Annotated in this window: 17 protein-coding genes and 1 pseudogene; 8 read left to right on the plus strand and 10 right to left on the minus strand. The window is 61.1% G+C overall.

Annotated elements, in window-relative coordinates:
- Positions 1-18: 18 nt before the first annotated feature.
- From ACA057_RS25250 to ACA057_RS25270, 5 genes are all read left to right on the plus strand, one after another.
- On the plus strand, positions 19-1,785 hold the full coding sequence (locus ACA057_RS25250) for a sensor histidine kinase (RefSeq protein WP_497343269.1): 1,767 nt from the start codon (positions 19-21) through the stop codon (positions 1,783-1,785).
- Positions 1,779-3,104, plus strand: a complete 1,326-nt coding sequence (locus ACA057_RS25255) for a sigma-54-dependent transcriptional regulator (protein WP_497343271.1) — start codon at positions 1,779-1,781, stop codon at positions 3,102-3,104. The genes ACA057_RS25250 and ACA057_RS25255 overlap by 7 nt, the downstream gene beginning before the upstream one ends.
- A 271-nt stretch (positions 3,105-3,375) precedes the next feature.
- Entirely contained in the window at positions 3,376-4,695 is a 1,320-nt protein-coding gene (locus tag ACA057_RS25260) for an MFS transporter (RefSeq protein ID WP_497343273.1), read from the plus strand.
- Between the two features lie 282 nt (positions 4,696-4,977).
- On the plus strand, positions 4,978-5,169 hold the full coding sequence (locus tag ACA057_RS25265; protein ID WP_401364098.1) for a hypothetical protein: 192 nt from the start codon (positions 4,978-4,980) through the stop codon (positions 5,167-5,169).
- A gap of 167 nt (positions 5,170-5,336) precedes the next feature.
- Positions 5,337-5,966, plus strand: a complete 630-nt coding sequence (locus tag ACA057_RS25270; protein ID WP_497343275.1) for a flavin reductase family protein — start codon at positions 5,337-5,339, stop codon at positions 5,964-5,966.
- Position 5,967: 1 nt separating this feature from the next.
- Here ACA057_RS25270 and ACA057_RS25275 read toward each other — a convergent pair whose 3' ends face one another.
- Together ACA057_RS25275 and ACA057_RS25280 are read right to left on the minus strand one after the other, a co-directional pair.
- Entirely contained in the window at positions 5,968-6,198 is a 231-nt protein-coding gene (locus tag ACA057_RS25275) for a hypothetical protein (protein ID WP_497343277.1), read from the minus strand.
- Between the two features lie 41 nt (positions 6,199-6,239).
- Entirely contained in the window at positions 6,240-6,593 is a 354-nt protein-coding gene (locus ACA057_RS25280; RefSeq protein WP_401364092.1) for a putative quinol monooxygenase, read from the minus strand.
- A gap of 334 nt (positions 6,594-6,927) precedes the next feature.
- Here ACA057_RS25280 and ACA057_RS25285 point away from each other — a divergent pair, with 334 nt between their 5' ends.
- Positions 6,928-7,857 (plus strand): AraC family transcriptional regulator, encoded by a 930-nt coding sequence (locus ACA057_RS25285; protein ID WP_497343279.1) that lies wholly within the window; start codon positions 6,928-6,930, stop codon positions 7,855-7,857.
- Between the two features lie 153 nt (positions 7,858-8,010).
- Here ACA057_RS25285 and ACA057_RS25290 read toward each other — a convergent pair whose 3' ends face one another.
- The 6 genes from ACA057_RS25290 to ACA057_RS25315 all read right to left on the minus strand — a co-directional run bounded on the left by ACA057_RS25290 (position 8,011) and on the right by ACA057_RS25315 (position 15,507).
- Positions 8,011-9,066, minus strand: coding sequence for an ABC transporter ATP-binding protein (locus ACA057_RS25290; protein WP_497343281.1), 1,056 nt, complete (start codon positions 9,064-9,066; stop codon positions 8,011-8,013).
- A 17-nt stretch (positions 9,067-9,083) separates the two neighbouring features.
- On the minus strand, positions 9,084-9,932 hold the full coding sequence (locus ACA057_RS25295; RefSeq protein ID WP_497343283.1) for an ABC transporter permease: 849 nt from the start codon (positions 9,930-9,932) through the stop codon (positions 9,084-9,086).
- Positions 9,929-10,837, minus strand: a complete 909-nt coding sequence (locus ACA057_RS25300; protein ID WP_497343285.1) for an ABC transporter permease — start codon at positions 10,835-10,837, stop codon at positions 9,929-9,931. Before ACA057_RS25300 ends, ACA057_RS25295 begins: the two co-directional genes overlap by 4 nt.
- A 190-nt stretch (positions 10,838-11,027) precedes the next feature.
- Positions 11,028-12,131: an ABC transporter substrate-binding protein gene (locus tag ACA057_RS25305; protein WP_280162079.1), complete on the minus strand. Its 1,104-nt coding sequence runs from the start codon at positions 12,129-12,131 to the stop codon at positions 11,028-11,030.
- A 293-nt stretch (positions 12,132-12,424) separates the two neighbouring features.
- Positions 12,425-13,873: an aldehyde dehydrogenase family protein gene (locus ACA057_RS25310; protein ID WP_497343288.1), complete on the minus strand. Its 1,449-nt coding sequence runs from the start codon at positions 13,871-13,873 to the stop codon at positions 12,425-12,427.
- Positions 13,870-15,507: a 5-guanidino-2-oxopentanoate decarboxylase gene (locus ACA057_RS25315; protein WP_497343290.1), complete on the minus strand. Its 1,638-nt coding sequence runs from the start codon at positions 15,505-15,507 to the stop codon at positions 13,870-13,872. The genes ACA057_RS25310 and ACA057_RS25315 overlap by 4 nt, the downstream gene beginning before the upstream one ends.
- A gap of 159 nt (positions 15,508-15,666) precedes the next feature.
- On the opposite strand from ACA057_RS25315, the gene ACA057_RS25320 reads away from it, so the two are divergent.
- The gene (locus tag ACA057_RS25320) at positions 15,667-16,548 is read left to right on the plus strand and encodes a LysR substrate-binding domain-containing protein (protein ID WP_497343292.1); all 882 of its coding nucleotides are present in this window, start codon (positions 15,667-15,669) and stop codon (positions 16,546-16,548) included.
- Positions 16,549-16,641: 93 nt separating this feature from the next.
- Here the strand turns inward: ACA057_RS25320 and ACA057_RS25325 are convergent.
- Both ACA057_RS25325 and ACA057_RS25330 read right to left on the minus strand, forming a co-directional pair.
- Positions 16,642-16,827, minus strand: a pseudogene (locus tag ACA057_RS25325) (NAD(P)-dependent oxidoreductase); the annotation flags it as partial.
- Positions 16,828-16,921: 94 nt separating this feature from the next.
- Positions 16,922-17,800 (minus strand): MBL fold metallo-hydrolase, encoded by an 879-nt coding sequence (locus ACA057_RS25330; protein ID WP_497343294.1) that lies wholly within the window; start codon positions 17,798-17,800, stop codon positions 16,922-16,924.
- A 114-nt stretch (positions 17,801-17,914) separates the two neighbouring features.
- Between ACA057_RS25330 and ACA057_RS25335 the strand changes: the two genes are divergently transcribed.
- A complete protein-coding gene (locus tag ACA057_RS25335) occupies positions 17,915-18,820 on the plus strand; it encodes a LysR family transcriptional regulator (RefSeq protein WP_497343296.1) in 906 nt (301 codons plus the stop codon).
- Positions 18,821-19,031 lie beyond the last annotated feature (211 nt).

The following is a 19,031-nucleotide window of genomic DNA, read 5'->3' on the forward strand; positions in this document are numbered from 1 at the left end:
CATTGTGTTATGTCCCGCATGTTCGAGTCTTCCCGCCCACTGCGCCTGACGCTGTACACCTTGCTCATCCTGGCCGGCACCGCCATCGCGGCCACCCTGGCCATGCGTCACGCCGAGCGCCAGGCCCTGGTGGAAGATGCGGCCCGCGCCAATCAGCAATTGGCGCTGTACGCCACATCGCTGCACACCTTGATTGAACGCTACCGCGCCCTGCCCGCCGTGCTGGCGCTGGACCCGCAATTGCGCTCGGCGCTCAACGGCCCGGTGACGCCCGAACAGCAGGATTCACTGAACCGCAAACTGGAAAAGATCAACGGCGCCGCCGAGTCCTCAACCCTCGAATTGCTCGATCACACCGGCCTCGCCGTGGCCGCGAGCAACTGGCGCTTGCCCAGCAGTTACGTCGGCCACAACTACGGCTTTCGCCCCTATTTCAGCCAGACCCGCACCCAAGGCACCGGGCGGTTTTACGCCGTGGGAGTGACCAGCGGGATTCCGGGTTACTTCCTCTCCAGCGCCGTCACCAATGACGATGGCCAGTTTCTCGGCGCGATGGTGGTGAAACTCGAATTTCCCGAGCTTGAACGCGAATGGCGCCAGGGCAGCGACACGCTGCTGGTCAGCGATGCCCGCGGGATCATCTTCATCGCCAACCAGCCGGGCTGGCGCTATCGCCTGTTGAAACCGCTGAACGACAGCGATCACGCCGAACTCAAGGTCACCCGCCAATACGACAAGCAGCCGCTGACGCTGCTGGACTATCAGTCGCTGCGACGTTTCGACGACAACAGTGACCTGGCGCGGGTCGATGGCCCTGACGGCAAGGCCGATTACCTGTGGGAATCCCTGCCGCTAAGCGCCGAAGGCTGGACGCTGCACCTGTTGCGCCGCCCGCAAGTGGCGTTCGAAGACACTCGCAATGCCGCGCTGGCCGCTGCCGGTGTGTGGCTGACGCTGGTGTTCCTGCTGCTGTTTCTCAACCAGCGCTGGCGCCTGGCGAAAATGCGCCAGCGCAGCCGCGAAGAGCTCGAACAACTGGTGGAAGAACGCACCCGCGACTTGCGCACGGCCCAGGACGGTCTGGTGCAATCAGCCAAGCTCGCCGCGCTTGGGCAGATGTCTGCCGCGCTGGCTCACGAAATCAACCAGCCGCTGACCGCCCAGCGCATGCAGCTTGCGACGCTGCGGCTGCTGCTCGATCACGGCCGGGTCGACGACGCCTACAAGGCGCTCAAACCGGTGGATGACATGCTGACGCGCATGGCCGCCCTCACCGGCCACCTGAAAACCTTTGCCCGCAAAAGCCCCAGCGGTTTGCGTGAACGCCTGGACCTCGCGGCGGTGGTGGACCAATCATTGCAGTTGCTCGACACCCGGCTGCGCGACGAACAGGTCAGCACGGTGCTGCACCTGACGCGCCCCGCCTGGGTGCGTGGCGACGCAATTCGTCTGGAACAGGTGCTGATCAATCTGCTGCGCAACGCCCTTGATGCGATGCACGATAAAGCCTGCAAACGCCTGGAGATCCGTCTCGAAGCCGACGAACAACTGTGGCGCCTGACCGTTGCCGATAACGGCGGCGGTATTGCCGAAGAAAATCTGTCGAAGGTGTTCGATCCGTTTTTCACCACCAAACCGGTGGGTGATGGCCTGGGCATCGGGCTGGCGGTATCGTTCGCCATTGTTCACGAATCGGGCGGTCGCCTGAGTGTGGAAAATCAGGGCAACGGCGCGGCGTTTACCCTCACCCTGCCGATCGATCTGGAGGCTCATGGCCCATGCTGAATTCAGTGATGGTGGTCGACGACGAAAGCAGCATCCGCAGCGCCGTCGAACAATGGCTGAGCCTGTCGGGTTTCGACGTGCAGTTGTTCAGCCGCGCCGATGAATGCCTGGCGCAGTTGCCCGGGCATTTCCCCGGAGTGATTCTCAGCGACGTGCGCATGCCCGGCATGACCGGCCTGGAGTTGCTGAGCGAAGTTCAGCGTCGCGATCCCGACCTGCCGGTGATCCTGCTGACCGGCCACGGCGATGTGCCGATGGCCGTCGACGCCATGCGCGATGGCGCCTACGACTTCCTCGAAAAGCCTTTCAGCCCCGAAACCCTGTTGGGCAGCCTGCGCCGAGCGCTGGAAAAACGCCAGCTGGTGCTGGAAAACCGGGCACTGCACGAGCAGGCCGATAACCGCAGCAAACTCGATGCAACGCTGTTGGGTGTGTCCCGTGGCTTGCAGACGTTGCGCCGGCAGGTGCTGGATTTGGCGACGTTGCCGGTCAACGTGCTGATCCGTGGTGAAACCGGCAGCGGCAAGGAACTGGTTGCCCGTTGTCTGCATGATTTCGGACCCCGCGCCGACAAGCCGTTTGTGGCATTGAACTGCGCGGCGATCCCCGAGCAGTTGTTCGAGGCCGAACTGTTCGGCCACGAGAGCGGTGCATTCACCGGCGCTTCGGGCAAGCGCATCGGCAAGCTTGAATACGCCGATGGCGGCACGCTGTTTCTCGATGAAATCGAAAGCATGCCCCTGGCCCAGCAGGTGAAATTGTTGCGGGTGTTGCAGGAGCAGAAGCTGGAGCGGTTGGGGTCGAATCAGAGCATTCGCGTGGATTTGCGGATCATTGCCGCGACCAAACCGGATCTGCTTGATGAAGCGCGGGCCGGGCGATTTCGCGAGGATCTGGCGTATCGGTTGAACGTGGCGGAGTTGCGCCTGCCACCGTTGCGCGAGCGTCGCGAAGACATTCCGTTGTTGTTCGAGACGTTTGCGCAGAATGCCGCCGAGCGTTTGGGCCGCACGTTCCCGCCGTTGAGCGGCCCGCAGTTGAGCCATTTGCTGAGCCACGACTGGCCGGGCAATGTGCGCGAACTGGCGAACGTCGCCGAGCGTCAGGTGTTGGGGCTGGGCGAGCCTGTACCGGCGGGCATTGATCCCGGGCAGTCGCTGGCGGCCCAGCAGGAAGCGTTTGAAGCCCACTGCTTGCGCGCGGCGTTGACCCGGCATAAAGGCGATGTGAAGGCGGTGCTCGAAGAGCTACAACTGCCGCGCCGGACCTTTAATGAAAAGCTGCAGCGGCATGGTCTGACACGCGAGATGTTCCTCTAACGGCCGACGCAAAACCTGCAGGAGCGAGGCTTGCCCGCGAAGCTTTTAGCGTCAGTGATGGCCCCTTCGCGGGCAAGCTTCGCTCCTACAGGATCTCGGATATGCGCGAAAATCCGCTTGCCTGCCCGAGATCAATGAGCGGTTTTCCGCTCACAAAACCCGCAACCCCCCTCTAAACCGGCCCTCCTTCGATTGGCACAGCTCCTGCTATAGCCCAGGCAGGCTGCGTTTGAACGCGCTCCACAAAAACAATTAAACGAAGGATCCTTCAATGGATAACTCCAATACCCTGCCGCTTGGGTCGGCTGCCGTGCCGGCCAAAGCAAGAACCACGTCCAGCCGCATCAAATCGATCTTCAGTGGCTCGGTCGGCAACATGGTCGAATGGTATGACTGGTACGTCTATGCCGCCTTCTCCCTGTACTTCGCCAAGGCCTTTTTCCCTAAAGGCGACACCACCGCACAACTGCTGAACACCGCTGCGATCTTCGCCGTGGGCTTCCTGATGCGTCCGATCGGCGGCTGGCTGATGGGCCTGTATGCCGACAAAGTCGGACGCAAAAAGGCGTTGATGGCGTCGGTGTACCTGATGTGCTTCGGCTCCCTGCTGATCGCCCTCAGCCCCGGTTATGAAACCATCGGCATCGGCGCGCCGATCCTGCTGGTGTTCGCGCGTTTGCTGCAAGGCCTGTCGGTCGGTGGCGAATACGGCACCTCGGCGACGTACCTCAGCGAGATGGCGACCAAGGAACGTCGCGGCTTCTTCTCCAGTTTCCAGTATGTAACCCTGATCTCCGGCCAGCTCATCGCGCTGGGCGTGCTGATCGTGCTGCAAAACGTGCTGACCACCGAAGAATTGTATGCCTGGGGCTGGCGTATCCCGTTCGCCATCGGCGCACTGTGTGCCGTGGTCGCGCTCTACCTGCGTCGTGGCATGGAAGAAACCGAGTCGTTCACCAAGAAAGCCAAGGCCAAGGAGAGCGCAATGCGCACCTTGATGCGCCATCCAAAGGAACTGATGACCGTGGTCGGCCTGACCATGGGCGGCACCTTGGCGTTCTACACCTACACCACGTACATGCAGAAATACCTGGTGAACACCGTCGGCATGAGCATCTCCGACTCCACCACCATTTCTGCCGCCACGCTGTTCCTGTTCATGTGCCTGCAACCGCTGGTGGGCGGGCTGTCGGACAAGATCGGTCGTCGGCCAATCCTGATTGCCTTCGGCGTTCTGGGGACGTTATTCACCGTGCCGATCCTCACCACCCTCCACACCATCACCACTTGGTGGGGCGCGTTCTTCCTGATCATGGCGGCGCTGATCATCGTCAGCGGCTACACCTCGATCAACGCCGTGGTGAAAGCCGAACTGTTCCCGACCGAGATCCGTGCCCTGGGCGTTGGTTTGCCGTATGCACTGACCGTGTCGATCTTCGGCGGTACCGCTGAATACATCGCACTGTGGTTCAAGAGCATCGGCATGGAAACCGGCTACTACTGGTATGTCACTGCCTGTATTGCCGTGTCGTTGCTGGTCTATGTGACCATGAAAGACACCCGCAAGCATTCGCGGATCGAGACCGACTGATAGCAAGATTGATGGTGGCTGTAATGGCCCCATCGCGGGCAAGCCCGCTCCCACACTGGATTGGTATACACCAGAACTGTGGGAGCGGGCTTGCCCGCGATGGGGACGCCTCGGTACCAAGACACCCTCGCAACACCCCTCCAGCAGATAACGATCGGTTAATGCTCCAGCAGCATTCTGCAACTGACCGCATCCATATCAACGCGGCGCACGTATATCCGTTACAGGCCCTGAATCAGCGCCTGAACCGTATTCACTGCGAACGAATCTGGAGTCCACATCATGAAAATCCAACTGATCCTCGCCCTGGCCCTTTCCGTACTGGCCGCCAACACCTTCGCTGCCGACGGTTACGACAAAACCGGCTCAGCCTCCTTTGCCTCCGAAGCCAGCGCCGCCATCGAGCGCACCCACTCGGACACCTATGCCGCCGACGGCTTCGATAAAACCGGCACCGCAGAAGCTATTGGTTGATAGCGGCAGGAACGTTCACAGCCCGGCCCCGGCCGGGCTTACTTATATCTGGGGGAAAGCAAATCCCGGAATCGACACATAACCAGTGTGGGAGCGCATCGCTGGAAATTAACCGTTCGTCCTTGCACTATGGCGCGATCGCGAATGAAGCCTCAGGAAGCCCTTCCATGCCCGACGATATCCACTACTACGAACCCGCCAACGGCCACGGCCTGCCCCACGATCCGTTCAACGCCATCGTCGGCCCGCGTCCCATCGGCTGGATTTCTTCGCAGGATGCCGAGGGTCGCCTGAACCTGGCGCCCTACAGCTTCTTCAACGCCTTCAACTACATTCCGCCGATCATTGGTTTTTCCAGCGTAGGGCGCAAAGACAGCCTGAACAACATCGAACAGACCGGCGAATTCGCCTGGAACCTGGCGACCCGGCCACTGGCCGAGCGGATGAACCAGAGCAGCGCCATGGTCCCGCCCGACACCAACGAATTCGAGCTGTCCGGGCTGACGCCTGCCGCCTCGACCCTCATTCGGGTGCCACGCGTCGCCGAAAGCCCGGTGTCCTTCGAATGCAAGGTCACGCAGATCATTCAGTTGCAGCGGGCCGACGGAAACGTGGTGCCGAGCTGGCTGATTCTCGGCGAAGTGGTCGCCGTGCATATCGCCAAATGGTTGTTGAAGGATGGGGTGTACGACACCGCCGCGGCAGAACCGATTCTGCGCGGCGGCGGGCCAGCGGATTATTTCCAGCTGGGGCCTGAGGCATTGTTCAAAATGTATCGCCCAGGGGCGAAAAAATAACTTACCAGAGCAGGTCAGCGTCTTCTTTAACGTCTTTGAGGCGGGTCAGCTCTTTGGCGGCGGCCAGATCGGCTTCGTTTGCCGTCTTGAAGACTTGGCCCTCAAGCACTTTGTGAAAACGTGGCGCACCGGTGCCACCGATGGCTTTGACGGCGATCGCGGCGTGGTAGCCACCCTCGCCCGGTACTACAGCGGAAACAGCTTCGAAATGATCAAAGGCTTTACGTGCCATGTCGCGGATCCTGGCTGATTGAGAGTGGAGCCATTAAACCCTCAACCGGCCAGTTTGTGTACCGGTGCCTGTGGGTGACCAAGCGCCTGGGCTGCCGACACTTCCCTGAAGGTATGGAAATCCAGGCTGTTGACCACCAGGTCTTGCACCAACTCGGCAAAAACCTGCATCGCCGGGCTACCGAAATAAGCCGTCATGGCCTGCTGACTGGTCCAGAAACCGGACACCAGCCACAACTCGGGATCGCATTGCGAATGCTGCAAGGCAAAGCTCAGGCAACCCGGCGCGGTGCGGGACGGCTCGATCAAGGCGCTCAGGCGCGCACCGAGTTCCGACGAACGCCCGGCGCGGGCACGGACAAAGGCCATATGACTGACGGGGATCTGCGTAGACATGTTCAACCCTCCCAGGTAGTCGACCGCAGCCGTGGGGCGGGCTGCGACAGGATCAAAGGTTAAGGGCGCCCGGTCCATTGCGGTTAGTCGATTCCTGCCGCCGTATTGCACAATCCTGCGCGGCTTCAAGAGAAACCTGTAACAACCTGTAAACGCATACACATCAACGAAACATGGCTTTCAAGCAAGTTTGCCTGGCGTTGCCCTGATGTAGAGGCACGGCGGCTGCACTCAGTGCAGAATCAGGCAAGCTTGAGGCAGGATGTGTCTACCGCATCGTCTTGCACAAACTTAAGCTCGACTCATTATCCATGCCCCACCGAGGATGTCGTGCATGTCGTCGCTCGATCACTTTCAAGCCCCGCTGGACGCCGATATGGAGAAACAGCGCGCAGAACTGGCCGCGATCATCCGTCGCAACACGATGGAGGATGGCAATTATGCGACTGCCGTCGGCTCGCTGTTCATGGCGAAACACAGCCAGTCCCATGACTTTGCCCCGGTGCTGGCACAACCCGCGTTGTGCATCATGGCGCAGGGGAGCAAAGAGGTCAGGCTGGCCGACGAATACTTCAATTACGACCCGCTGAATTACCTGGTGGTCTCGGTTTCGATGCCGCTGAGCGGGCGGGTGGTGAATGTCACGTCTGAAGAACCGATCCTCTCGGTGCGACTGGACATTGATCCGGCGGAAATCACGGCGCTGATTGCCGACGCGGGTCCCTTGGGCGTACCGACCCGCCCTACCGGCCGCGGCCTGTATGTCGAACGGATCGACACGGCGATGCTCGACGCCGTGCTGCGTCTGGCGCGCCTGCTGGACACGCCGAAAGACATCGCCATGCTCGCGCCGCTGATTCGTCGGGAGATTCTCTATCGGTTGTTGCGCAGCCCGCAGGGCTATCGGCTGTATGAAATTGCCATCGCCAACAGCCAGAGCCACCGCATCAGCCAGGCGATCAAATGGCTCAACGGCAATTTCGAGCAGCCGCTGCGCATTGATGATCTGGCGAAGGAAGTTAACCTGAGCGTGTCGACGTTGCATCACCGGTTCAAGGCGATGACGGCGATGAGCCCGTTGCAGTATCAGAAGCAGCTGCGGTTGCAGGAAGCGCGGCGGTTGATGCTGGCGGAGGGGCTTGAAGCGTCGGCGGCGGGATATCGGGTTGGGTATGAAAGCCCTTCGCAGTTCAGCCGGGAGTACAGCCGCTTGTTCGGGGCTCCGCCATTGAGGGATTTGGCGCGGTTGCGGTTGACCGTCTGATCCGGATTTTTTGCTGGGACAGTTGACGCCATCGCTGGCAGGCCAGCTCCCACAGGGATCGTCGGTGTTCACACAACGGGGTGACCACCCATAATCCACTGTGGGAGCTGGCCTGCCGGCGATGAGGCCAGTTCAGGCAATACAAGCCGTGGATCAGGCGCCGAGTACGCGGCAAGACTCGGCCGGAAGGGTCACCGACACCGGGTTGCCAATGCTCAACCCAAAGCCCTGGCACGGCGTGCTCAGCGCGGTAAACGAAACCCCTGAGCACTCAACGGTCGTTTCAATCGTCGCACCGATATCGCGCACGAACGTCACCTTGCCCAGCAAGCGATTACCCGCCGTTGCCTGCGGATGCGACAGTTGCAGGTCCTCAGGGCGAATCAGCATCTTCACTTTCTCACCGACCACAATGCTGCTACAGATCGGCACTTCCAGCGCATCGCCACCAGGCAAGCTGATCTTGCCGTTGCCCAGCGCAGTCGCCGGGAAGATGTTGCCCGAACCGATAAAGTCCGCGACGAACTCGTTGGCCGGGTGCCGGTAAATCTCGATTGGCGTGCCCACTTGCTGCACGCGATGCTCGCCCAATACGACGACGATATCGGCCATGGTCATGGCTTCACGCTGGTCGTGGGTCACCATGATGGTGGTGATGTTCAAGCGCTGTTGCAGTTGACGGATTTCCACCTGCATCGACTCGCGCAGCTTGGCATCCAGCGCCGACAGCGGTTCGTCGAGCAGGAGGATTTTCGGGTGGTTGGCAATCGCCCGGGCAATCGCCACGCGCTGACGCTGGCCACCGGACAGTTTGGCCACCGGGCGATCAATCATTTCCTGCAATTGAATCAGCTCAAGCAGTTCCACCACCCGCGCCTGCTGGTCAGCCTTGCTGACCCCACGCAGTTTCAGCGGATAAGCGATGTTCTCGCCCACGGTCATGTGCGGAAACAGCGCCAGGGATTGAAACACCATGCCGAAATTACGTTGATGCGCCGGGGTGTGGCCGATGTCTTCACCGTCCAGACGAATCTCGCCGCCGCTCAGGGTTTCGAGCCCGGCGATCATCCGCAGCAACGTGGTTTTGCCGCAGCCCGAAGGGCCGAGGAAACACACCAGTTTGCCCTCGGGCAAATGCAGGTTCACATCCTTTACCGCACAGGCCGAGCCGTAGTGTTTCTCGACGTTTTCCAGAATCAGACCAGACATATGAATCACCTCAAGAATCAGAACGAAACGCCACCTTCACCGACCAGCTTCTCCAACGCCCAGATCAGGACGAAGTCGATCAGCACGATCAGCACGGCAAACGAAAATACGGTTGGGTCGAGCGAAGACACGGTGCGGCTGTACATCCAGATCGGCACGGTCATGACGTCGATGGTGTAGAGGAAGTAGGTCACGGTGAATTCGTTGAACGAGACGATGAACGCCAGCAGCATCCCCGCCAGAATCCCCGACTTCATCAACGGCACCACCACATCGACAATCGCCCGCAGCGGTGAGGCGCCGAGCATTTGCGCGGCCTCTTCGACTTCGCTGCCGATGGAGAGCATCGCGGCGGTGCAGTTTTTCACCACGAACGGCAGCGCCAGGATCACGTGGGCAATCACCAGCCGCGAGGTCGTGATGTGGAACGGCAGGCTGTCGAACACCAGCAATAACGCCAGCCCCAACACCACCATCGGGAACACCAATGGCAGCGACATCAGTTGCAGCGCCACGGCCTTGCCGCGGAACTCGCAACGGGTCAGGGCATAGGCTGCCGGCACCGCAATAATCGTCGCGAAGATCATGGTCAGGCACGCCACCATCAGGCTGGTGGTCATGGCTTTGCCAAGGCTCAGCACATCGCTGGAATCCGGCGACACGAAGGTGTTCCAGGCGGCCTTGTACCATTGCAGGCTGTAGGTGCTCGGCGGGAAGTCGAGGTTCGACGCACCGCTGAACGACATCACGATCATGGTCAGGATCGGCAACACCGCCAGCAGCAGGATGAAGCCTGACAGGATGCCGGCAAACTTGCCGGTCTCGCCGGGCAACAGCCCATAACGCTTCTTGATCACAGTGCTCATTGCGAAGCCTCCAGCATGCGCCGACGACGGCCAGTAATGAATTCGGACAAGGTCATGATCGCGAGGGTGGTGACGATCAGCACCACACCGGCAGCGGAGGCGGCGGGCCAGTTCATCAACGGAGCGATCTGGTCATGCACCATCACCGCCAGCATCGGCACACGACGGCCACCGAGCAGCAAAGGCACCACGAAGCTGCTGGCGTTGTAGGCGAACACCAACGTCGCACCGGTGATGATCCCCGGCATGCTCATCGGCAACACCACTTGGCGGAACACCTGAAAGCGACTGGCGCCCAGGGTCGCGGCGGCTTCTTCATAAGTACGAGCGACGCCGCGCATGGCGCTGGCAATCGGCAACACAGCCAACGGGAACGCGGTTTGCACCAGGCCCATCAACACGCCGTTCTGGTTGTACAACAGCATGATCGGTCGCTTGATCAGGCCCAGGCCCATCAGCGCCTGATTGAGCATCCCGCCCGGGCCGAGAATCACCAGCCAGCCGTAGCTTTGCAGAAGTAGGTTGACCAACAACGGCAACAGCACCGCGGCGAGGAAGATCCGTCGCACGAAGGGTGAAGTCAGCCGCGACATGGTGTACGCCACCGGGATCGCCAGCACCACGGCAATCACTGCGCTGATCAAGGCCAGGCGCAGGGTCAGCAGCAAGGATTTGAGGTAATACGGTTCCAGCAATTGGGCATAACTGGCCAGGCTGAACCCGGTCCATTCCGCGCCTTTGGTGCCCACGCTCATGCGCAGTACCAACAGGCTCGCGGCAATCAGCACACCCAGAAACAGCATCGACGGCGAGAGAAAAAACCAGGCGCGCGTCGTCGGCGAAACACCCCGATTGGCACGCGCAGGAATGGCGCTTACCGGATGGGTCAGAGGTTGGTGTTCCATAGCAAGGGTCTCGTCAATGGAAAGCAGCTGAACGAACACAAGACTCGAATTCACATCGGCCCCTGTGGGAGCGGGCTTGCCCGCGATAGCGATCTGTCAGTCACATCGTTGTCGACAGGTAGGCCGTCATCGCGGGCAAGCCCGCTCCCACAGGGTTTTCAGTGGTTGAAATCCTGTGTTGATCACTCAATCAGGAAGAAAAGATTTCCGTGTAACGACGAATCCATTGGTCATGCACGGAGGCCAGGAAGGCGTTGTCGTGCATGATCGCCTTCTCGGCAATCTGCTCCGGCGTGAGGATGTACGGGCTTTTGCGCGCTTCGGCGGAGATGATCGCCTTGGCGTTGACCGGGCCGTTGTAGATGTCTTCCGCCATCTTGCCCTGCACCAATGGGTCCAGAGAGTGGTTGATGAAGGCGTAGGCCAGGTCGGTATCGCCCGGACGATTCTTCGGCATCACCGACAGCATCAGGTCGGTGTAGAAGCCTTCCTTCATGCCGAACGTGGCGCCCAGGCCGTAGGCCGGATCGCGAATCTGTTTCGGGAAAAATGCCGGTGCGTACAGGCCACCCATGTCCAGCGAACCGGTGCGGAACAGCTCGGCGATCTGGTTCGGGTTTTCACCCAACGTCACCACACGATCTTTCAGCTCGGCGAGTTTCTTGAAGCCCGGCTCAATGTTGTGTTCGTCACCACCGGCCAGTTTGGCGGCGATGATGATCAGGTCCATGGCCTCGGTCCAGTTCGGCGGCGGCAGGAAGATGTTCGGCGACAGTTCCGCGTCCCACAGGGCGGCGTAGCTGTCCGGCGCTTCCTTGATGGTGCGGGTGCTGTAGACCAGGCTGTTGCACCAGAGCAAGTAACCGATGCCGTGGCCATTGGCGCCGGTGCGGTATTTCTCCGGTACATCGACCAGGTTCGGGATGCGGTTGAGGTCGGGTTTTTCCAGCAGGTTGGCGGCGGCCAGACCTTCAGCGCCGACGCCGGCCAGGGTGATGATGTCGTACTGCGGACGATCACCGCCGGCCTTGAGTTTGGCGACCATTTCCGAAGTACTGCCGGTGCGGTCAGCGATGACCTTGCAGCCGTACTTGTCTTCGAAGGTCGCGGCGATGTTGCGCAGTGCGGCAAGGCCGGTGTCATCGGACCAGGTCAGCAAACGCAGGGTCTTGCCCTGGAAGCGTGTGTCACTGGCATTGGCCTTGACGAACGGCAAGCTCATGGCGGCCGCGGCAACCGAGGCTACGCCCACGGTCTTGATGAATTGACGTCTGTTCAGATCATGCTCGCCCATTACGGACTCCCTTTGTTTTTGTAGGTATAAGGCAGGTCGAAACTGTTGCATCCGCGCGACCGGATCAGCATTGGCCCCGTATTTTCGGGGCTTGGCTACACCGGCAAGTTCATCCTGAGGTTGTACAAAACGACTGACTATCGATAAAAACTCATTGAAGCCATGACACCGACGCATGCCTCATGCAGGAGCGAGCTTGCTCGCAAAAGAGGCACGAACGACGCGGGCTGTCTGACTCCCCGCGTCATCGTTGACGTTCATCGCGAGCGAGCTCGCGCCTACAGGGATCGGCGTCAGAGGGCGCGAACCACGTGTTTTATTTCCTGGAAAGCCTGCAAGCCCCACGGGCCCAATTCGCGGCCGATGCTGCTCTGTTTGTAGCCACCCCAGGCGGTCTGCGGGAAGATCACTTGTGGCGCATTGACCCACACAAGCCCTGCCTGCAAAGCGTTGGCGACGCGATCGGCGGCTGCGTTGTCGCGGGTGACCACGCTGGCCACCAGGCCGAACTGGCTGTCGTTGGCCAGGGCGATTGCCTCGGCTTCGGAGGCGAAACTGCGCACGCAGATCACCGGGCCAAAAATCTCTTCACACCACAGCGCACTGTCGAGGGGCACGTCGGTGAAAATCGTCGGCTGCAAAAAATAGCCGCGGGTCAGGTCTGCGGGACGATTACCGCCGCAAATCAGCGTGGCACCGGCACTCAAACCGCGATCGATGTGGCCCAGTACACGCTGGTATTGCGCCTGATTGACCAGTGCGCCCATCTCAACGGCAGGGTCGAACGGGTCGGCCACGCGAATGGCTTCGGCGCGGGTCTTCAGACGCTTCAGGAATTCTTCGGCCAATTCATCGGCGACCAACACACGGCTGGTGGCGGAGCACATCTGCCCGGCGTTGAAGAAGCCGCCACCACAGGCCACTTCCACGGCCAGTTCGATGTCGGCGTCCTTGAGCACCAGCAGCGAGGACTTGCCGCCCAGTTCCAGGCTCACGCCTTTGACAGTTTCCGCCGCGCGTTGCATGACCTGCACACCGACGGCGTTGCTGCCAGTGAAGGAAATCTTGGCGATACGCGGATCAGCCGCCAGCGGCGCGCCGACGGCCAGGCCGGTGCCGCAGACCAGGTTGAACACGCCTTTGGGCAGACCGGCTTCGGCGATGATCGCGGCCAGTTCCAGTTCCGGCAGCGGCGTGACTTCCGAAGGTTTGAGCACCACGCAGCAGCCGGCGGCCAGGGCCGGGGCGAGTTTCCACGCGGTGGTGACCATCGGGAAATTCCACGGCACGATCAGCCCGACCACGCCACACGGCTCGCGGCGCACACGGGCGCTGAAGTCGTCGGTGGGCAGTTCCACATTGCTGTCCTGCTTGGCATCGAGCCCTTCGGCCAGACCGGCGTAATACTCGAAGGTGGCGATCACGTCATCAACGTCGATGGCCGCTTCGAACAACGGTTTGCCGTTGTTGCTCGACTGCAAGTGCATCAGCTGTTCGCGCCCGGCCTGCACGCCAGCGGCGATTTTGCGCAGGATCGCGCCGCGCTCGGCCCCCGTGGTTTTCGACCAGTCGCCGAAGGCTTGGCTCGCCGCACTGACGGCGTGCTCAACGGCGTGTGCATCGCCGCCGTTGACGGTGGTCAACAGGGCTTCGGTCGCCGGGTTGATCACGCGCAAATGTTCGTTGCCGGCCGACCATTGGCCATTGATAAACAGTCCGTCCAACGTAGTCGGGAACGTCATTTCGACACCGCCTTCATCCACACGGTCTGATCGATTTCAATCAGGGTCGGGCCTTGGCGATCGGCGGCGACGCGCAATGCGTTGCGCAGTTGGTCGACACCGTTGACGGCTTCGGCTGCACAGCCAAGCGCCTTGGCCACACCGATGAAATCCGGGGTGTAGATGTCCACGCCGACCGGTTCGATGGCGCGGTTGACCATGTACTTCTTGATCTCTTCGTAGCCCTGGTTATTCCACAGCAGGACGATCACCGGCGTGCGCGCTTCAACGGCGCTGGCCAGTTCCGGCAGGGTGAATTGCAAGCCGCCGTCGCCGATCAGGCACACCACCGGAGGCCGCGCACCGCTTTCGACGCTGCCGCCCAGCCAGGCGCCAATCGCCGCCGGCAAGGCGTAACCGAGGGTGCCGTAACCGGTGGACGAGTTGAACCAGCGACGCGGGCGTTCCGGGTTGAACGTGAGGTTGCCGGTGTACACCGGTTGGGTCGAATCGCCGACGAACACCGCGTCCGGCAATTCGTGCAGGACGGTTTCCAGGAAGCGTGTCTGCGCCAGGGTCGGAGCGTCCCACGTGGCGGCGAGTTCTTCACGCAAACGGGCGGCACGCACCTGGCCCCAATCGTTGCGGCGCTCGGCCAGCGACTTGTGCGACAACGCGCTGAGCAAGGCCTGGGCGGCGTTGCGCGAGTCGGACACCAGCGCCACGTGCGGCGGGTAGTTGCGTACGGTCTGGTCCGGGTCGATGTCGACGCGCAGCAGCTTGCCAGGAATCTCGAAGCCACCAGCGAAGGTCACGTCGTAATCGGTCTCGGCCAGTTCGGTGCCAATCGCCAGGACCACGTCGGCTTCGGCCACCAGGGCGCGGGTCGCGACCAGGCTCTGGGTCGAACCGATCAGCAACGGATGGTTGGATTCGAGCATGCCTTTGGCGTTGATGGTCAGCGCCACCGGAGCGTCCAGCAGTTCGGCCAGTTCAGTCAGTTCGGCAGCGGCATCGATGGAACCGCCACCGGCCAGAATCAGCGGCCGCTTCGCACCGGCCAGCAATTCGGTCATGCGCGAAATGGCGGTCGGCGAGGCGCCGGCGCGGTCGATGTTCACCGGCAGGCTGGCGAGCAGGTCATCGGCTTCTTCGACCAGCACGTCCAAAGGAATTTCGATGTGCACCGGGCGCGGACGACCGGCCTGGAACAGGGCGAAAGCGCGGGCCAGTACGCCCGGCAGCTCGGACGCCGACATCAAGGTGTGGGAGAACGCCGCCACGCCGCCGACCAAGGCGCTCTGGTTTGGCAGCTCGTGGAGCTTGCCGCGTCCGCCGCCCAACTGGTTGCGTGTCTGTACGCTGGAGATCACCAGCATCGGGATCGAATCGGCGTAAGCCTGGCCCATCGCCGTGGTGATGTTGGTCATGCCGGGGCCGGTGATGATGAAGCACACACCCGGCTTGCCGCTGGTGCGAGCGTAGCCGTCGGCCATGAAACCGGCGCCCTGTTCGTGACGCGGAGTGACGTGGTTGATGCTCGAACGGGCCAGCCCGCGATACAGCTCCACGGTGTGAACCCCGGGAATGCCGAACACCTGCTCAACGCCGTAATTCTCGAGTAACTTGACCAATACTTCGCCGCACGTCGCCATGTCTTTGCCCTTTTTGTTCGTTTGAGACGCTGGGCCTGCGCAGTGTTTATGATGGATGGGCAGGTCCAGGGATGGCCTCATTGGAACGGGCGACACGTAGCCGCAACAATGGATAAAAAGTCATACTAGCCATGTCCTCACGTCATACCTTGGATCCCAATGAAACGACTGCCTCCCCTTCCGGCATTGCACACTTTTCTGATCACCGCGCAGTGCTGCAACTTCACCCGGGCTGCCGAGCAACTGCACATCACCCAGGGCGCGGTGAGCCGGCAGATTGCCGGGCTGGAAGATCATCTGGGTTATGAGCTGTTCATTCGCCAGGCCCGGGGCCTCGACTTGACGGCCGAAGGACGGGAGTGGCTGCCACGGGTCCAGCAGATTTTCGAGTTGATCGACGAGGCCGTCGAACAGGTCGGCGAGAAGCGCGAAACCCTGCAACTCAAGGCCCCGACATGCATCATGCGCTGGCTGTTGCCGCGGCTGGTGCAGTGGCAGCGGGAGCGTCCGGATGTGCCGGTGGAATTGACCACCACGGTCAAGCATGGCGTGGATTTTCATCGTGAGCAGTTCGATGCGGCCGTGATGTACGGCGCGCCGCCGGACAGTTCATTGGTGTCGCAAAAACTGTTTGACGAGCAACTGACGCCGGTCTGTTCCAAGCCGATGCTCGAAGGCCCGGTGCCGCTGCTGGCGCCGGAAGATCTGGAACAGCACATGTTGCTGCACCCGACTCGGGATGAACGCGACTGGAAAGCCTGGCTGGCCACCGCTGACGTGCGCTTGAGCAATGTCGCCAAGGGTCAGCACTTCGAAACCCTGGACCTGGCGATGTCGATGGCGTCCCAGGGGACAGGCGTGGCGATTGGCGATTGGTCGTTGATCGGTGATGACCTGAGTGCTGGAAGACTGGTCATGCCGTTTGAATTGAAGGTGAAAACGGGGCTGGCGTATTACCTGGTTTTCCCGGAAAAACCCGGACCTTCGCCGAAATTGCGCGAATTGATGGGGTGGTTGGTGGAGCAGGCTCAGAGCCGCTGAAACCCTAAAAGCATCGCGGGCAAGCCCGCTCCCACAGGACTGCGTAAATCCTGTGGGAGCGGGCTTGCCCGCGAATGGATTTACGCCGCACCATCAATACCCAATAGTAAACCGCTGCCGCGAATGCTTTGGCACTTCCACTTCATCGAGCATCGCAATCGCATAATCGGCGAAGGTAATCCAGCTCCGCCCTGCACTGCTCACCAGCAAATCATCCTTGCCGATCCGAAACACGCCCGTGCGCTCGCCTTCGACAAACTCTGCCGACGGCGACAAAAAGCATGTCGTTCTCCAGTGGGGTTGTCGATGCTCTATGTGGCGAGGGAGCAAGCTCCCTCGCCACAAAAGCTGCTTCAGATTCGGGTACGGCGGGTTACCACTTCATCTCGCCCTTGGCGACTTTGGCGCTCAGTTCCAGGGAGCTTTCTTCGCCCAGTGTCGGGTAACGTTTTTTCATCGCGGCGATCAGCGCGGCGGCGTCTTTGGCCTTGGCGGTTTCTTCGTCGAACGCCTGGATGTAATCGGCGGTGAACCGCACGGCGGCCAGGGAACGGGCGCTCTCACCCAGGTAATGCCCCGGCACGATGATGTTCGGTTTCAGGGTTTCGATGGCGTGCAGCGTAGCCAGCCAATCGGCATGGGACTGTGGCGTTTGGGTGTCGGCCATCCACACATGGATGTTTTCCGCGACCACCACGCCACCGACCACGGCCTTGATCGAAGGAATCCACACAAAGCTACGGTCCGGTTGCTTGCCGTCAAGTCCGAGCACCTGCAACTTCTGCCCTTCGAGCATCAAACTGTCGCCTTTGAGCACGTCCGGCACGACAGTTTTGGCCGGCACGTCAGCGCCCATTTTCGGGCCCCAGAACGCCAGTTTGCCGTCGACGGTTTGCTTGATGTGGTCAACCGTAGGCTGCGACGCGAGCACCTTGGCCTCGGGGAATGCACGGGTCAGGGTGTCGAGACCGAAGTAGTAATCAGGGTCGCCGTGGCTGATGTAAATAGTGGTCAATCGCTTGCCACTGGCGCGGATTTTTTCCACCACCTGCTCGGCCTGGGACTTGCCGAATTGCGCGTCGACCAGGATCGCGTCCTTCTCGCCGCTGACCAGTACCGAAGTCACCGGAAAGATCGCCTTGTCGCCAGGGTTGTAGACATCCAGCGTCAACGTCGATGCCGCCGCGGCATGGCCTGTAAACCCCAGCATGGCAGCTAGAAAAACGCGCTTGAAAGAGGTGAATCCGATCATCTGTTGCTCCGTGGTCCGATTGCCGTGTATGGCGATGGGGCAGAGCTTAGTTGCCTGACTCAGTACAAAAAATGCGATGCTGGAACATAGTTTGTTTCTGAAAGCGGGCAAATCATGGATCGTCTAAAAGCAATGCGCGTGTTCGTCACGGTGGTCGACCTCGGCAGCCAGTCGGCCGCCGCCGATCATCTGGACCTGTCACGGCCGGTGATTTCGCGGTATCTGGCGGAGCTCGAAGACTGGATCGGCGCGCGCCTGATGCACCGCACCACACGCAAATTGAGCCTGACCGCCGCCGGCAGCGAAATCCTGCCCCGCTGCCGGCAGATGCTCGACTTATCCACAGACATGCAAGCCGCCGTCAGCGAACCGGATGACGCACCGCGTGGCCTGCTGCGGATCAGCGTCAGCACCTCGTTCGGCCAGGCGCAACTGGCGGACGCCATGGCCGCGTACGTCAAGCGCTACCCCGGCGTCAGCATCGATATGCAGATGCTCGACCGCACGGTGAACCTGGTGGATGAGCGCATCGATCTGGCGATTCGCACCAGCAATGACCTGGACCCGAACCTGATCGCGCGCCGACTGACGGTCTGCCGCTCGGTGATCTGCGCCTCTCCCGCCTACCTGCGCGAACACCCGACGCCGCAGCGGGTCGAGGACTTGAGCCTGCATAACTGCCTGACTCACTCCTACTTCGGCAAAAGCCTCTGGCATTTCGAGCAGGACGGCGAGCCGGTCTCGGTGCCGGTGCAGGGCAACATCAGCGCCAACGAGGCCAGCACGCTGTTGCGCGCGACGATGGCCGGCGCGGGTGTGGCGATGTTGCCCAGCTATCAGGCCGGCGTGCATATCCACAGCGGCGAGCTGATCCGCCTGCTGCCCCAGGCCGAACCCCGGCAGATGAACGTGTACGCGGTGTATGCCTCACGCAAACACATGCCGGCGGCGCTGCGCAGCCTGCTGGATTTCCTGGTGCTGAGATTTCCCGAAGAACCGGAGTGGGATATCGGCCTGTAAACACTTTCCCTGTGGGAGCTGGCTTGCCTGCGATGGCGTCGTCACATTCAACCAAGATGCTGACTGACAGTCCGCTATCGCTGGCAGGCCAGCTCCCACAAGCGACATCAGCGGCCTGAATACCGCGTTACACGCGCAGGCTGCCTGACTGGCAACTCACCGCCCCTGACCTATGCTGAAAGTAATACCTCAGGGTATTCGTTCAGAGGTC

Source organism: Pseudomonas sp. LBUM1661 (assembly GCF_059695925.1).

Bases quoted from the DNA above. Each gene is read 5' to 3' on its own strand.
- ACA057_RS25275 (WP_497343277.1), bottom strand. From the start codon at position 6,198: ATGGCACGTAAAGCCTTTGATCATTTCGAAGCTGTTTCCGCTGTAGTA.
- ACA057_RS25285 (WP_497343279.1), top strand. From the start codon at position 6,928: ATGTCGTCGCTCGATCACTTTCAAGCCCCGCTGGACGCCGATATGGAG.
- ACA057_RS25250 (WP_497343269.1), top strand. From the start codon at position 19: ATGTTCGAGTCTTCCCGCCCACTGCGCCTGACGCTGTACACCTTGCTC.
- ACA057_RS25295 (WP_497343283.1), bottom strand. From the start codon at position 9,932: ATGAGCACTGTGATCAAGAAGCGTTATGGGCTGTTGCCCGGCGAGACC.
- ACA057_RS25280 (WP_401364092.1), bottom strand. From the start codon at position 6,593: ATGTCTACGCAGATCCCCGTCAGTCATATGGCCTTTGTCCGTGCCCGC.
- ACA057_RS25265 (WP_401364098.1), top strand. From the start codon at position 4,978: ATGAAAATCCAACTGATCCTCGCCCTGGCCCTTTCCGTACTGGCCGCC.
- ACA057_RS25290 (WP_497343281.1), bottom strand. From the start codon at position 9,066: ATGTCTGGTCTGATTCTGGAAAACGTCGAGAAACACTACGGCTCGGCC.
- ACA057_RS25260 (WP_497343273.1), top strand. From the start codon at position 3,376: ATGGATAACTCCAATACCCTGCCGCTTGGGTCGGCTGCCGTGCCGGCC.
- ACA057_RS25320 (WP_497343292.1), top strand. From the start codon at position 15,667: ATGAAACGACTGCCTCCCCTTCCGGCATTGCACACTTTTCTGATCACC.
- ACA057_RS25255 (WP_497343271.1), top strand. From the start codon at position 1,779: ATGCTGAATTCAGTGATGGTGGTCGACGACGAAAGCAGCATCCGCAGC.
- ACA057_RS25315 (WP_497343290.1), bottom strand. From the start codon at position 15,507: ATGGCGACGTGCGGCGAAGTATTGGTCAAGTTACTCGAGAATTACGGC.
- ACA057_RS25270 (WP_497343275.1), top strand. From the start codon at position 5,337: ATGCCCGACGATATCCACTACTACGAACCCGCCAACGGCCACGGCCTG.
- ACA057_RS25305 (WP_280162079.1), bottom strand. From the start codon at position 12,131: ATGGGCGAGCATGATCTGAACAGACGTCAATTCATCAAGACCGTGGGC.
- ACA057_RS25335 (WP_497343296.1), top strand. From the start codon at position 17,915: ATGGATCGTCTAAAAGCAATGCGCGTGTTCGTCACGGTGGTCGACCTC.
- ACA057_RS25330 (WP_497343294.1), bottom strand. From the start codon at position 17,800: ATGATCGGATTCACCTCTTTCAAGCGCGTTTTTCTAGCTGCCATGCTG.
- ACA057_RS25310 (WP_497343288.1), bottom strand. From the start codon at position 13,873: ATGACGTTCCCGACTACGTTGGACGGACTGTTTATCAATGGCCAATGG.
- ACA057_RS25300 (WP_497343285.1), bottom strand. From the start codon at position 10,837: ATGGAACACCAACCTCTGACCCATCCGGTAAGCGCCATTCCTGCGCGT.